This window comes from Microbacterium sp. LEMMJ01 (assembly GCF_002114135.1).
Lineage (GTDB): Bacteria > Actinomycetota > Actinomycetes > Actinomycetales > Microbacteriaceae > Microbacterium.
This window is the reverse complement of the sequence record NZ_NCTV01000017.1, coordinates 401,712-415,211: the sequence shown is the minus strand read 5'-3', so window position 1 is coordinate 415,211 and position 13,500 is coordinate 401,712. Positions and strand designations below refer to the sequence as shown.

Annotated in this window: 14 protein-coding genes; 7 read left to right on the top strand and 7 right to left on the bottom strand. The window is 70.9% G+C overall.

What is annotated here, in order from left to right:
* Positions 1–4: 4 nt before the first annotated feature.
* The 3 genes from B7W94_RS04440 to B7W94_RS04430 form a co-directional block, all read right to left on the bottom strand.
* Positions 5–895 carry a carbohydrate ABC transporter permease gene (locus B7W94_RS04440; RefSeq protein WP_025103981.1) on the bottom strand — a complete coding sequence of 297 codons (891 nt, stop codon included), beginning with the start codon at positions 893–895 and terminating at the stop codon, positions 5–7.
* The gene (locus B7W94_RS04435; protein WP_025103982.1) at positions 892–1,932 is read right to left on the bottom strand and encodes a carbohydrate ABC transporter permease; all 1,041 of its coding nucleotides are present in this window, start codon (positions 1,930–1,932) and stop codon (positions 892–894) included. Before B7W94_RS04435 ends, B7W94_RS04440 begins: the two co-directional genes overlap by 4 nt.
* 94 nt (positions 1,933–2,026) lie before the next feature.
* Complete coding sequence (locus B7W94_RS04430; RefSeq protein ID WP_025103983.1) at positions 2,027–3,343, bottom strand: ABC transporter substrate-binding protein; 1,317 nt, start codon at positions 3,341–3,343, stop codon at positions 2,027–2,029.
* A gap of 153 nt (positions 3,344–3,496) precedes the next feature.
* Between B7W94_RS04430 and B7W94_RS04425 the strand changes: the two genes are divergently transcribed.
* The 3 genes from B7W94_RS04425 (at position 3,497) to purQ (ending at position 5,133) form a co-directional block, all read left to right on the top strand.
* Positions 3,497–4,027, top strand: a complete 531-nt coding sequence (locus B7W94_RS04425; protein WP_025103984.1) for an adenine phosphoribosyltransferase — start codon at positions 3,497–3,499, stop codon at positions 4,025–4,027.
* A 153-nt stretch (positions 4,028–4,180) separates the two neighbouring features.
* Positions 4,181–4,429 (top strand): phosphoribosylformylglycinamidine synthase subunit PurS, encoded by a 249-nt coding sequence (gene purS, locus B7W94_RS04420; protein ID WP_025103985.1) that lies wholly within the window; start codon positions 4,181–4,183, stop codon positions 4,427–4,429.
* Positions 4,426–5,133, top strand: a complete 708-nt coding sequence (purQ, locus tag B7W94_RS04415) for a phosphoribosylformylglycinamidine synthase subunit PurQ (RefSeq protein ID WP_025103986.1) — start codon at positions 4,426–4,428, stop codon at positions 5,131–5,133. The genes purS and purQ overlap by 4 nt, the downstream gene beginning before the upstream one ends.
* A 97-nt stretch (positions 5,134–5,230) precedes the next feature.
* Here purQ and B7W94_RS04410 read toward each other — a convergent pair whose 3' ends face one another.
* Entirely contained in the window at positions 5,231–6,487 is a 1,257-nt protein-coding gene (locus B7W94_RS04410) for a hypothetical protein (RefSeq protein ID WP_025103987.1), read from the bottom strand.
* A 215-nt stretch (positions 6,488–6,702) separates the two neighbouring features.
* On the opposite strand from B7W94_RS04410, the gene B7W94_RS04405 reads away from it, so the two are divergent.
* The 3 genes from B7W94_RS04405 to B7W94_RS04395 all read left to right on the top strand — a co-directional run bounded on the left by B7W94_RS04405 (position 6,703) and on the right by B7W94_RS04395 (position 10,518).
* A complete protein-coding gene (locus tag B7W94_RS04405; protein ID WP_060923499.1) occupies positions 6,703–7,599 on the top strand; it encodes an SDR family oxidoreductase in 897 nt (298 codons plus the stop codon).
* 181 nt (positions 7,600–7,780) lie between these two features.
* Entirely contained in the window at positions 7,781–9,442 is a 1,662-nt protein-coding gene (locus B7W94_RS04400; RefSeq protein WP_085604737.1) for a glycoside hydrolase family 13 protein, read from the top strand.
* 68 nt (positions 9,443–9,510) lie between these two features.
* Positions 9,511–10,518: a LacI family DNA-binding transcriptional regulator gene (locus B7W94_RS04395; protein ID WP_025103990.1), complete on the top strand. Its 1,008-nt coding sequence runs from the start codon at positions 9,511–9,513 to the stop codon at positions 10,516–10,518.
* 104 nt (positions 10,519–10,622) lie between these two features.
* On the opposite strand, the gene B7W94_RS04390 is transcribed toward B7W94_RS04395, so the two are convergent.
* Together B7W94_RS04390 and B7W94_RS18065 are read right to left on the bottom strand one after the other, a co-directional pair.
* A complete protein-coding gene (locus tag B7W94_RS04390; protein ID WP_085604733.1) occupies positions 10,623–12,257 on the bottom strand; it encodes an FAD-dependent oxidoreductase in 1,635 nt (544 codons plus the stop codon).
* Positions 12,254–12,418, bottom strand: coding sequence for a hypothetical protein (locus B7W94_RS18065; RefSeq protein ID WP_167627850.1), 165 nt, complete (start codon positions 12,416–12,418; stop codon positions 12,254–12,256). Before B7W94_RS18065 ends, B7W94_RS04390 begins: the two co-directional genes overlap by 4 nt.
* Before the next feature lie 93 nt (positions 12,419–12,511).
* On the opposite strand from B7W94_RS18065, the gene B7W94_RS04385 reads away from it, so the two are divergent.
* Complete coding sequence (locus tag B7W94_RS04385) at positions 12,512–12,778, top strand: metal-sensitive transcriptional regulator (RefSeq protein WP_025103992.1); 267 nt, start codon at positions 12,512–12,514, stop codon at positions 12,776–12,778.
* Between the two features lie 92 nt (positions 12,779–12,870).
* Here B7W94_RS04385 and B7W94_RS04380 read toward each other — a convergent pair whose 3' ends face one another.
* Entirely contained in the window at positions 12,871–13,497 is a 627-nt protein-coding gene (locus B7W94_RS04380; protein WP_025103993.1) for a superoxide dismutase, read from the bottom strand.
* Between the last annotated feature and the right edge of the window lie 3 nt (positions 13,498–13,500).

Sequence of the window (13,500 nt, the reverse complement as noted above, 5' to 3'; positions counted from 1 at the left end):
GGGGTCATCCTTTCACCGCGCCCGCCATGATGCCACTGACCAGCTGCCGCCCCGCGATCACGAAGAGCACGAGGAGCGGAAGGGTCGCGAGCACCGCGCCGGTGAGCACGATCGAGTAGTCGATGTAATAGCCGGACTGCAGCTGGCTGAGCGCCGTCTGCAGCGTCGGGTTCTGGGGGGAGAGCACGATCAGGGGCCAGAGGTAGTCGGTCCAGGCGGTCATGAACGTGAACAGTCCGAGGATCGCCATGGCCGGCCGCGCCGCGGGCACCCCGACGGTGAGGAAGGTGCGGAACTGGTTCGCGCCGTCGACCCTGGCGGCCTCGATGAGCTCGTCCGGGATCACGTCCACGAGGTACTGCCGCATGAAGAACACCCCGAACGCCGTGACGAGGGTCGGCACGATCACCGCACCGATCGTCCCCGTCCAGCCGAGTTCGCGCATCAGCATGAACAGCGGGATGATGCCGAGCTGCGTGGGGATGGCCATGGTCGCGATCACGAACACCATGAGGCCGTCCCGCCCGCGGAAGCGGAGCTTCGCGAACGCGTAGCCGGCGAGCGTCGAGAACGTGACGACGGAGATCGTGATGATCGTCGAGATGAGGAAGGAGTTGCCGAGGGCGAGCCAGAACGGGATCGCGTCGAACACCTTCGCCGCGTTCGCGAGGAAGTTGCCGCCGGGGATGAGGGGCAGGGTCTCGCCGCGGGTCGCGTTCGTCCCGCTCGCGACGACGAACGACCACCACAGCGGGTAGGCGCCGCCGATGACGAAGGCCGCGAGGAGCCCGTAGGTGAGGAAGCCGGGGCGGCTGCCGAGACCGGCGCTCCCGCTCGCGGTGCCGCGCCGGCGGCGGATCCGCTCCGGCACGCTGAGGGCCTGGGTGGCGGTCATCGCGCCTCCTCCTTCCCGGTCGGGCGGATGCGGCGTCGGGCCGCGCGGTTCTTCGGGGCGTCTCCGGTGGCGATGCGCCGGGAGATCAGGAAGTTGATGAGGCCGATCGCGACGATCAGCAGGAAGAGCAGGATCGCGACGGCCGAGGCCTCACCGAGGTTGCGGCGGAAGAACGCCAGCTCCCAGAGGAACAGCACGGTGGTCTGGAACTGCCGGTCGCTGCCGCCGATGCCGCCCGCGGTGGAGACGTCGAACAGCCGCGGCTCGGCGAAGATCTGCAGGCCGCCGATGGTCGCCGTGATGATGACGAAGATCAGCGTGGGACGGATGGTGGGGATCGTGATGGCGAAGAACCGCCGCACCGCCCCGGCACCGTCGAGTGCGGCCGATTCGTAGAGGTCGCGCGGCACGGCCTGCATCGCGGCGAGGAGGATGAGGGCGTTGTAGCCGGTCCAGCGGAAGTTCACCATCACGGCGATCGCGATGTGCGACAGGACCGTGTCGTGCTTCCACTGCTGATCGGCGATGCCGACGAGGTTGAGGAGGTTGTTGGCCAGACCGTCCGCCTCGTTGAAGATGCTGGAGAAGATGATCGCCACGGCGACCGGGGTGACCACGAACGGGATGAGGACGCTCATCCGCCAGAACGTCGGCGTCCGCAGTCCGCGGTCCAGCAGGTACGCGATCACCAGGGCGACGGCGAGTTGCGGGATGGCGGAGAGCAGGAAGATGCTCAGCGTGTTCCGGATGGAGTTCCAGAACATGCCGTCGCCGAGGATCGCCGCGAAGTTGCCGAAGCCGACGAACGGCCCCTCGCCCTTCAGCAGGTCCCACTCGTGGACCGCGACCCACACCGTGTACAGCAGCGGGAAGAGGCCGATGAGCCCGAAAAGGAGGAAGAACGGGGAGATGTAGAAGTACGGCGAGGCGCGATGGTCGAAACGGGAGACGCGGGTGCGCCAGGAGCGTCGCGGCGGAGCGTCCGCCGCGGCGGGGGCGGCGGCCTGCGGCTCCGCCGGCGGGGCGGTGAGGGTCATGGGCGTGTCCTTAGCCGGGCTTCGACAGGCTCAGCCACCCACTCGGGTCGCTGAGCAACCACCGTGGGTCGCTGAGCCTGTCGAAGCGAGATGATCAGCCGACGAGGTCGTTCAGGAGGCCGATCGCCTGGTCCCAGGCGCCCTGCGTGTCGGTCTCGCCGCGGTCGAGCGCGCTGAGCGCCGGGCCGAAGACGTTCTCCTGGATCACCGAGTCATCGGCGCCCTTGAACTGCGCGACGACGCCCTTGGCACGTTCGGCGAGGATGGCACCGGTCGGCGCGTCGTTGAAGAACTTGTTGGGCGTGGCCTCCTCGGCGAGGGACTCCTGCGCCTTGATGGTCGAGGGGAAGTTGCCCGCGGCGGCGGACTGCTTCACCTGCTGCTCGGGCTGCGTCAGCCAGTCGGCGAGCTCGGCCGCGGCCTCCTTGTGCTCCGACGACTCCGGGATCGAGAGGAACGCGCCGCCCCAGTTGGCCGCGCCGCCGGGGAACACATCGGCGAAGTCCCAGCCGGTCGACGCGTCGCCGCCGCCGGCCTCCACCTGTCCCTGCACGACGCCGAGCATCCAGCCCGGGCAGACGAAGGTGGCGAAGGTGCCGTCGACGAACGACTTGCCGCCGTTCCAGTCCCATGCGGTCTGTGCCGCGGACTGGCCGCCCTCGGTCGCGGCGCCGAGGAGCTCGAAGCGCTCCTGGAGCTCGTCGTTGCCCTCGACGTTGAGCTCGCCGTCGGCGGTGTAGTAGCCCTCGTCGAGCTGGTTCACCATGGCGTTCCAGACGAAGCCGGAGTGGTCGTACCAGGCCTTGCCGGTCTTGGCCGTGTAGTCGGCGCCGACCTGGAAGTAGTTCTCCCAGTCGCCGTTGAGCAGCTCGGCGACCGACTCGCGGTCGCTGGGCAGGCCGGCGGCCTCGAACGCGGCGCCGTTGTAGCAGATGCCGCTCGGGCCGATGTCTGTGCCGTAGCCGATGACGCGGCCCTCGGCGTCGGTCGCCTGGCCGTACTTCCAGTCGACCCAGTCGTCCTTGCGGTCCTCGATGCCGTAGTCGCGCAGGTCGACGAAGGTGTCCGAGACGTCCATGATGGCGCCGAGCCAGCCCTCCTCGATCGCGACGATGTCGCTGAGGCCGGAGCCGGCGGCGATCTTGGTGAAGGCGTCGGTACGGGCGTTGCCACCGGTGTCGATGTTGGTCGCCTCGATCGTCACGTTCGGGTGCGCCTTCTCGTACTCCTTGTAGAGGTCGTCGTAGCCGAAGGTGCCGAAGGTGGTGACGGTCAGTGTGACCTTCTCGTCGGCGCTGCCGCCGGTGTCGCCGTCGCCGCCGGTGCTGCCGGAGCAGCCGGCCAGGGCGAGAGCGGAGACGGATGCCGCGGCGGCTGTCGCCAGGATCCGGGTGCGGGCACGTGAGTTCACGGTTCACTCCTTTGTGGGTTCGTGCGGGTGGTGGTGCGTGGGGGCTTGTGGGAGCGCTCCCACAAGGTTGTCGTGAACTCTATGGGAGCGCTCCCACGATGTCAAGAGCGCCGTCCGCAGGTCCTTCCCGCGCAACCGGCGTACCCTTGTCCGGTGCCCGAAGCCACCCTCTCCCCTGCCCTCGCCCGCGCCGAGTCCCTGATCCGCAGCATCCCGGACTATCCGGAGCCCGGCATCATCTTCCGCGACATCACGCCGCTCCTCGCCGACGCCGAGGCCCTCCGCGTGACGACCGAGGCGATCATCGAGCCCTTCGCGGGGCAGTTCGACGTGGTGGCCGGCATCGAGGCGCGGGGCTTCATCCTCGCCGGGGCCGCCGCCATCGCCGCGGGGGTCGGGCTGATCCCGATCCGCAAGGCCGGCAAGCTCCCCCGCCCCGCCGCCTCCGTCGACTACGCCCTCGAATACGGCACGGCGACCATCGAGATGCACGACGACCTCCCCGCCGGATCCCGCGTCCTCCTCATCGACGACGTGCTCGCCACCGGAGGGACGCTGGCCGCCGGTCGGCAGCTCGTGGAGCGTCTCGGCAGCCACGTCGCCGGCATCTCGGTGCTCTTCGAGATCGACGGCCTCGGCGGCCGCGACACGATCGGCGACCTCCACACCGTCTTCCACTCCTGACCCCACTCCTGACCCGAGACCCCGGGTTCCCGCCGACGCCCCGGCGTAGCGGCGCGCGCAGGACGGGGTCTGGGCGAGAGCCCGGGGTCTCAGCGGAGCATCGGCGAGCGGTAGACTGAACCCGCCCGTCCGCCCGCGACTCTTGGAGCCGTCATGCCCACCATCGTCGTCGACGTCATGCCCAAGCCCGAACTGCTCGACCCGCAGGGGAAGGCCGTCTCCGGCGCCTTCGCCCGCCTGGGCGTCGAGGGCTTCACCGACGTCCGCATCGGCAAGCGCTTCGAGCTCACCGTCGAGGGCGAGGTCACCGACGAGGTCCTCGCCGAGGCCCGCCGTATCGCCGACGAGGTGCTCTCGAACGCCGTGATCGAAGACGTCGTGGGCGTCGAGGTGGCGGAGTGACCGTCCGCATCGGCGTCGTCACCTTCCCCGGCTCGCTGGACGACGTCGACGCGCAGCGCGCCGTCCGCATCGCCGGAGCCGAGCCGGTCGCCCTGTGGCACGGCTCGCACGACCTCGAGGGCGTCGACGCCCTCGTCCTCCCCGGCGGGTTCAGCTACGGCGACTATCTCCGCGCCGGAGCCATCGCCGCCCTCTCGCCCATCATGAGCGAGGTCAAGGACGCCGCCGCGAAGGGCATGCCCGTCCTCGGCATCTGCAACGGCTTCCAGATGCTCGTCGAGGCGCACCTGCTGCCCGGCGGCCTGATCCGCAACAACCACCAGCACTTCGTGCGCCGCGACCAGAAGCTCACGGTCGAGAACGCCGACACCGCCTGGACCAACGCCTTCCGCACCGGCCAGGAGATCGTCATCCCGCTGAAGAACGCGGACGGCGGCTACATCGCCGACGAGCAGACGCTCGACCGCATCGAGGGCGAGGGTCTCGTGGCGTTCCGCTACGCCGGCGTGAACCCGAACGGCTCGCTGCGCGACATCGCGGGGCTGACGAATGAGGCCGGCAATGTCGTGGGCCTGATGCCGCACCCCGAGCACGCCACGGAGCCCGGTTTCGGTCCGGACACCGCGGTCGCGATGCGCAGCGGCGTGGACGGCCTCGACTTCTTCACGAGCGCGATCGCCGCCGTCGCCCGCGTCGCCGCCTGATACCTCCCTCGACTCACCCCTCTGCGCGCGTCCCACCCCGTTGCGGGCGCGCGGAAGGGGCCGGGTCGACCGCAAGAGGCCGGGTCGACAGGCGAGGTCAGGGCAGACGGAACGGGTTGTCGCCCACGGCCGCGAGCAGGTACCAGGCCGTCGTGCCGGTGTGCAGGCTCGCGTAGTAGAGGTCGCCGAAGCCGGAGTCGAGTCCGTCGGTCGAGGTCGCCACGATGCCCTTGCCGTCGCCGTTCGCCGCGTCGCGCTGCACCAGCCGGATGTCGGCCAGCAGCTCCTCCGCGCGATCCTGGTCGCCGGCGGCCCCGCGCTCCTGCAGCGCGAGCGCGAGGTGCCCGCTGCCCTCGAACCAGACCTTCGACACGTCCACGTCGCTGATCGACGGGCCCCGGTACGGGCCGTCCTGGGCGATGAGGTGCGCGAGCGTCCAGTCCACGGCCGAGCCGTATCGGGCGTCCCCGGTGCCCAGCAGGCTCCAGGTCTGCGCGTCGAGCGGGATGGGACGGGTGTTGATCGTGCTGCCGTCGAGCAGCGTCCCGGTGTCCACGTGCCCGTCGGCGCTCTGCATCGCCGCGACGAATCCGGCAGCCACCGCCGCCCGCTCCGCCCAGACCCCGTCGCCCGTGAGCTGGCCGAGCTGCGTGAAGAAGCCGGCGATGTCGCTGTTGTGCTCGGTGGACTTCCACTCCAGCGGCACCCCGGCATCGGTCTGCCCGCCGGTGTAGCCGTAGGGTGCCCGCGTCATGTCGGCGGTGTTGTCCTGGATCCACTCCGCGATGCGCACCGCGCCGTCGAGGTACCGTGCCTCGCCGGTGGCATGGAAGAGGCGGGCGAGCGCCATGCCCACCCAGGCCTGGTTGCCGGTGAAGGTGCCGGGCCCGGTGATCTCCATCCGGCCCTGACGGATGCCGTGCGGCTCGTACGAGGTGCGGACGCGGCCGTCGCCGACGGGATCGTTCTCCTGCACGAAGAGGAGGGTGTCCGCGACAGCCCGCGCGCGGCGCAGGTCGTCCGGCAGGCCGCGGGCGGTGTAGGCGATCACGACGAGGGCGTCGTCGTACACGAAGGAGGGCGTGAAGTCCCACGACGGCGTGGTGAAGAACCCACCCTCGTAGCTGCGGGGCAGGCAGCGGCCCTCGCCGTCGCAGAACTCGTCGACCCGCGCGTCGAGGAACTCGTACGCGAGCGCGACCGAAGCCGCGGGGTCGCTCACCGGGTCCGCCGGGGGCTGCGCGCGGGCACCGAACGCGTCGGACACGGCGGGGGCGGCGCCGACGAGCACGGCACCGACGACGAGCGCGGCGACGACCGCCCAGGGCGCGGATCGGCGGGCGGAAGCGGACATCACGACCTCTCGACGGCAGGACCCCCGGGGGACATGCCGCGAGCGACACGGGGGGATGCTCGCAACCCTGTCATGACAGGAGGCACCGGGGGAAGTGTCTTTCGGCCACATGCGCGTGTACCAAAGCGGCCGGATGCGTGCAAGGCGTTTGCCGCACCCGGAGCACGGCGCGCACGATGGTCCTCCCGTCCCCGACCTCCCGGAAAGGACACCCCATGTCCCGCGACCAGTACACCTTCACCAACCCGGTCGAGCTCTACGCCGACATCCAGCCGCAGAAGCAGCACATGCGCGAACCCGGTCTCGACGCCGACCTCACTCCGAAGGCCGACCTCGGCGAGGAGTCGTACCGCGGCACCGGACGGCTGACCGGGCGCAAGGCACTCATCACCGGCGGCGACTCGGGCATCGGCGCGGCCACCGCGATCGCGTTCGCCCGCGAGGGCGCCGACGTCGCGATCTCCTACCTGCCGGAAGAGGAGGAGGACGCGAGCCGCATCGCCGGCATCCTCCGCGAGGCGGGAGCCACCGTCGCCACGATCCCCGGCGACCTGCGCGACCCGGAGTACTGCCGCACCCTGGTGGCCGAGGCCGTCGCGGCGCTGGGCGGACTCGACATCCTCGTCAACAACGGCGGCAAGCAGGTCTTCCAGGAGTCCCTCACCGATGTGACGGACGAGCAGTTCGACGACACGTTCAAGACCAACGTGTACGCGATGTTCTGGATCACCAAGGCCGCCCTGCCGCACCTCCCCGCGGGGTCGACGATCATCAACACGACCTCGATCCAGGCCTACTCGCCGTCGGACATCCTCGTCGACTACGCCTCGACGAAGTCGACGATCAACGCGTTCACGAAGGGCCTCGCCCAGCAGCTCGCGCCCAAGGGCATCCGCGTGAACGCCGTGGCTCCGGGACCGATCTGGACCCCGCTGCAGCCGAGCGACGGGCAGCCGCAGGAGAAGATCGCGCAGTTCGGCCAGGACACTCCGCTCGGCCGGATGGGTCAGCCCGCCGAGCTCGCTCCCGCCTACGTCTTCCTCGCCTCCCCGGAGTCGAGCTACGTGCTCGGCGAGACCCTGAACGTCAACGGCGGCATGCCCACGCCCTGACCCTCATCCCCTCATCCCCCGTCGACCCACCCCCTTCCGTTCCTCCCGGCCCCTTCCGGCCGTCCGCAAGGGGGTGGGTCGGACGGAAAGGGGTGGGTCGGCGGAGAGGGGGAAAGAGGGCGCCGAACCGTTTCGATACCTGTGGTGGCGGCACTGTAAGCGTTTGCAGTAGCCTGATCGCATGGCACAGCTCGAACAGATCGCAGCCCCCGGTTCCGAGTGGTGGCGCAGCGCCGTCATCTACCAGATCTACCCCCGCTCCTTCGCGGACGCGTCGGGCGACGGCATCGGCGACCTGCCGGGCATCACGAGCCGCCTCGACGCGCTGCAGGAGCTCGGCGTCGACGCGATCTGGCTCAGCCCGTTCATGACGAGCCCGCAGCGCGACGCCGGCTACGACGTGGCCGACTACCGCGACGTCGACCCGCTGTTCGGCACGCTGGCCGACTTCGACGCGATGCTGGAATCCGCGCACGCCCGCGGCATCCGGGTGATCGTCGACCTCGTGCCCAACCACTCCTCCGACCAGCACCCCTGGTTCCAGGAGGCGCTCAAGGCGGCGCCGGGCAGCCCGGAGCGCGCGCGCTACATCTTCCGCGACGGCCGCGGCGAGAACGGCGAGCTGCCTCCGAACAACTGGGAGTCGGTGTTCGGCGGCGGCATGTGGCAGCGCGTGACGGAGGCCGACGGCACGCCCGGCCAGTGGTATCTGCACATCTTCGACGCGACGCAGCCGGACTTCGACTGGAACAACGAGGAGGTGCAGGAGGAGTTCCGCTCGATCCTGCGCTTCTGGCTCGACCGCGGCGTCGACGGCTTCCGTGTCGACGTGGCCCACGGCATGATCAAGACCGAGGGCCTGCCGGATTACACGCCGCCGACCGACGCCGACTCCATGGGCGGCGGCGAGTCGAACGTGCCGTACTGGGGCCAGGACGGCGTGCACGAGATCTACCGCGACTGGCACAAGGTGCTCGCCGAGTACGACGGCGACCGCGCCCTGTGCGGCGAGGCCTGGATGCCGACGCTGAAGGAGACCGCCCTCTGGGTGCGTCCGGACGAGATGCACCAGACCTTCAACTTCCCGTACCTGATGACGGCGTGGGACGCGAAGGCGCTCGGCGACGTGATCCGCGAGTCGCTGGACGCGTTCGGCGCGGTCGGCGCCCCGAGCACCTGGGTGCTGTCCAACCACGACGTCGTCCGGCACGCCACGCGCCTCGCCCTCACGATCGACAACCCGCAGGGCGAGGGCATCGGCCCGAACACCCCGGACAAGCCCGACACCGCCATCGGCCTCGCCCGCGCCCGCGCCGCCACCACGCTGATGCTCGCGCTGCCCGGCTCGGCCTACCTGTACCAGGGCGAGGAGCTCGGCCTGCCCGAGGCCATGGAGATCCCGGACGAGTACCGCCAGGATCCGACCTGGTTCCGCACGAACGGCGAGCGCTACGGCCGCGACGGCTGCCGCGTGCCGCTGCCGTGGGAGGCGGAGGCTCCCGCCTTCGGCTTCAACGACACCGGCCTCTCCTGGCTCCCGCAGCCCGCGGACTGGGCGGCCTACGCCCGGGACGTCGAGGAGGTCGACCCGGCGTCGACCCTCGCCCTGTACAAGCGCCTGCTCGCCGGCCGCCGCGAGTTCGGATTCGGCACCGGGTCGCTGGTGTGGGAGGACGCCGGTCCCGATGCCGTCGCCTTCCGCCGCGGCGAGGTGCACGTGCTGGCGAACCTCGGCACGGCTCCGCTCGACCTCCCGGAGGGCGCGGTCGTCCTGCTCCGCAGCCAGCCGTTCGACGGCCCCGAGGTCCCCGTCGACACCGCCGTCTGGTACACCAAGGCCTGACACCGCTGCGCCCGTGGCGCGCTCCACCCGGGGCGTGTCACGGGCGTCTCCGATCCGAAGGACAGACGATGGCGAGCATCGACGAGGTCGCCCGGCTCGCCGGCGTCTCCACCGCGACGGTCTCCCGCGCGCTGAGCGGCCGCGGGCACGTGTCCGAGTCGGCGCGCGAGCGCGTGCAGGCGGCTGCCGCCTCCCTCGGGTACGTCGTGTCCTCCCGCGCCTCGAGTCTCGCGTCGGGGCGCACGCGCAACATCGGGGTCGTCGTGCCGTTCCTCGACCGCTGGTTCTTCAGCACCGTGCTGTCGGGGGTGTCCGCCGCGCTCATGCGCGCCGGCTACGACATCACGCTCTACAACATCACCGCCGACAAAGACGTGCGCCGGCACGTCTTCGACACGTTCCTGCGCCGCCAGCGCGTGGACGCCGTGATCGCCGTGTCCATCGAGCTGGACGACGACGAGACCCAGCAGCTCCTCGATCTCGGACTCCCCGTGATCGCGATCGGCGGCCCGAACCCGAAGCTCGACACCCTCACGGTCGACGACGTCGCCGTGGCCCAGCTCGCGACGGAGCACCTGCTCGGGCTCGGGCACACGGAGATCGCCCACATCGGCGCGAACCCCGAGTTCGACATCGACTTCCACATCCCCACGAACCGCCGGCTCGGCTTCGAGAGGGCGCTGGCGAAGGCCGGCGTCCCCCTGAACCCCGCGTTCCTGGAGCCGGCCGACTTCACGGTCGAGGGCGGCTACCGCGCCGCGAAGCAGCTCCTCGGGCGCCCGGGGCCTCGCCCCACCGCGGTGTTCGCCGCCTCGGACGAGATGGCGATCGGGGCGCTCCTCGCCGCCCGCGACCTCGGCTTCGCGGTGCCGGGCGACCTGTCCATCGTGGGCATCGACGGCCATGAGCTCGGCGAGTTCTTCCGCCTCACCACGGTCGACCAGTTCCCGCTCGGGCAGGGCGAGCGGGCGGCCGACGCAGTCCTCGCGAAGCTCACCGACCCCGATGCCGTGCGGCCGCCCGCCGCCCTGCCGTACGAGCTCAACGTCCGAGGCACGACCGCGCGACTCGTCTGAGCCGGGCGGCGTTCACAACTCAGGAGTACGGCGCGCGGAGACCGCGGTTCCGGCCCTGACGGGCGTAGGTGCGCCGGTTCTCCTGAGTTGTGAACGCGTCGAGCTCAGCACTCTGCGGTCGCGTCCTGCCAGGTCCGGTAACCGCCGTCGAGATTGCGCACCTCGCGCCCGTGCTGCCGCAGCAGCCGGGTGGCGATGTGCCCCCGCAGGCCGACCTGGCAGTGCACCACGAGGGGCCCGTCCGGCAGTTCGTCGAGACGGTCGCGCAGCTCGTCCAGCGGGATGTTCCTGGCGCCGGGGATGGCGCCGTTCGTATGCTCGGCCACGGAGCGGACGTCGATGAGGGTCGATCCCGCCTGCAGGGCGTCGTCGAGCTCGTGCCACTGGACAGTCGGCGTGGTGCCGTTGCGGGTGTTCTCGGCCACATAGCCGAGGATGTTCACGGCATCCTTCGCGGAGCCGAACTGCGGAGCGTACGCGAGCTCCAGGTGCGCGAGACCGGAGGCGGTGACGCCCGCCTGCAGCGCCGTCGCGATGACGTCGATCCGCTTGTCCACGCCGTCACGACCCACGATCTGCGCCCCGAGGATGCGGTCGGTGGCGGGGTCGGCGAGGAGCTTCATCGACAGGGTCTCCGCGCCCGGGTAGTAGCCGGCATGCGACGCCGGATGCACGTGTACGGCGAAGAACCCGCGGCCCCCGGCACGGAGCTGCTTCTCGCTCCATCCGGTCTTCGCGGCGGCGAGGCCGAACATCTGCACGATGCCGGTGCCGAGGGCGGGGCGCACCGACTCCTCCCGACCCGCGATGACGTCGGCCACCATGCGGCCGTGGCGATTGGCGAGACCGGCCATGGTCACCAGCGCCGCACCGCCGCCGATGAGGTCGGTCTTCTCGACGCCGTCGCCGACCGCGAAGACGTCCGGGGCACTGGTGCGGCACGCCTCGTCGACCGCGATGCCGCCGGTCTCGCCAAGACGGATCCCGGCGGCGCGGGCGAGTCCGACCTCGGGCACGACCCCGGAGGCATCGACGAGGAACTCCGCGGGGAGGGTGGCACCGTCGCTCAGGGTCACGGAATCCGCGGCCGTGGCCACGACCTCGACGCCGAGTCGCACGTCAACCCCGCGGCGCCGGACCTCGGCCGCCAGAGGGGCGGCCATCTCCGGATCCAGCGGGGCGAGCAGCTGGGCACCGCGTTGCACCAGGGTGACCGCGGCCCCCCGGGCGACGAGGTTCTCCACGGCCTCGAGTCCCGTGTACCCGCCGCCCACGACGACCACCGGCAGGCCGGGGCGGAGGGCCGCGGCGATCGCATCGGCATCCGCCACGGTCCGCAGGCTCCGCGCGGGGAGGGCCCCGGTCGGCTCGTCGCCGCGAGGCCGGGCACCGGTGGCGAGCACGAGGCGGTCGTACGGGTGGGTGCTGCGGTGGCCGCTGTCGAGATCGACGACCTCGACCGTCTTGCGCGCGGTGTCGATGCCGACGACGTCGTGACGGACGCGGACGTCGAGTCGGAAGCGGCGGTGCAGCGACTCCGGGGTCTGCAGCAGGAGGGCGTCGCGCTCCTCGATCACGCCGCCCACGTAGTAGGGCAGGCCGCAGTTGGCGTAGGAGACCTCGGGCCCGCGCTCGAAGACGACGATGTCCGCGGACTCCTCGAGCCGCCGAAGCCGGGTCGCCGCCGACATGCCGCCGGCGATGCCACCGACGATGACGACGCGGAGCGGCGCGCTCATCGCCCGAACAGCCGGGACAGGAGACCGCCCTTGGCCTCGTCCTTCGGGTGGCCCGTGCACCAGTCCGACGCCGGCACGGTGCGGCGGACGGCGTCGACGTGCTGGCCGCACCCCGCCCAGGTGGTCTTCCCGCAGGTACGGCAACGGACTGCTCGACACATGTGTTCTCTCCTCACTCGATACCCCGGTGGGTATCCAGACACTATACCCCCGGGGGTATAGTGGAGCGCACAGCCGGCCTTCAGGGAGAGACCATGACCACCGTCGACACCGACACGCAGCGCAAGATCGCCAACCGCCTCAAGCGCGCCCAGGGACAGCTCGGCGCCGTGATCGCCGCGGTCGAGAGCGGCGGCGACTGCCGGGCCGTCGTCACGCAGCTGGCCGCCGTGACCTCCGCGTTGGACAAGGCCGGGTTCCAGATCATCGCCTCCGCCATGAAGACCTGCCTGGAGGACCCCGCGCAGGACGACGCCGTCCCCCTCCCCGACCTGGAGAAGCTCTTCCTCACCCTCGCCTGAACGCGACCCGGCCCCTTGCGGCCACCCCGGCCCGTTGCGGACGATCGCAACAGGCCGGGGCGCACGCAAGGGGCCGGGTCGGCGAAGGGGGATCAGGGGACGAGGAGACCCGCGGTCGCGGTGCGCGCCGTCTCGAAGCGGCGCTGCACGTCGGGCCAGTTCACGAGGTTCCAGAACGCCTTGACGTAGTCCGCCCGCACGTTGAGGTAGTCGAGGTAGTAGGCGTGCTCCCACACGTCGAGCTGCAGCAGCGGGATGACGCCGAGCGGCGCGTTGCCCTGCTGATCGAAGAGCTGGAAGATCACGGGACGAGCGCCCACCGAGTCCCAGGCGAGCACGGCCCAACCGGAGCCCTGCACGCCGAGGGCCGTCGCGGTGAAGTGCGCGCGGAAACCGTCGATCGACCCGAATGAGTCCGCGAGCGCCGCCGAGAGCTCGCCCTCCGGAGCCCCGCCGCCCTCGGGCGAGAGGTTCTGCCAGAACACGGAGTGGTTGATGTGGCCGCCGAGGTTGAACGCGAGGTCCTTCTCGAGCTTGTTGACCGCTCCGAGGTCGCCGCTGTCGCGGGCCGCCGCGAGCTGCTCCAGCGCCGTGTTCGCGCCGGTCACGTAGGCCTGGTGGTGCTTGGAGTGGTGCAGCTCCATGATCTTGCCGGAGATGTGCGGTTCCAGTGCCGAGTAGTCGTAGGGCAGCTCGGGGAGCGTGTACGGAGTGGACATGGG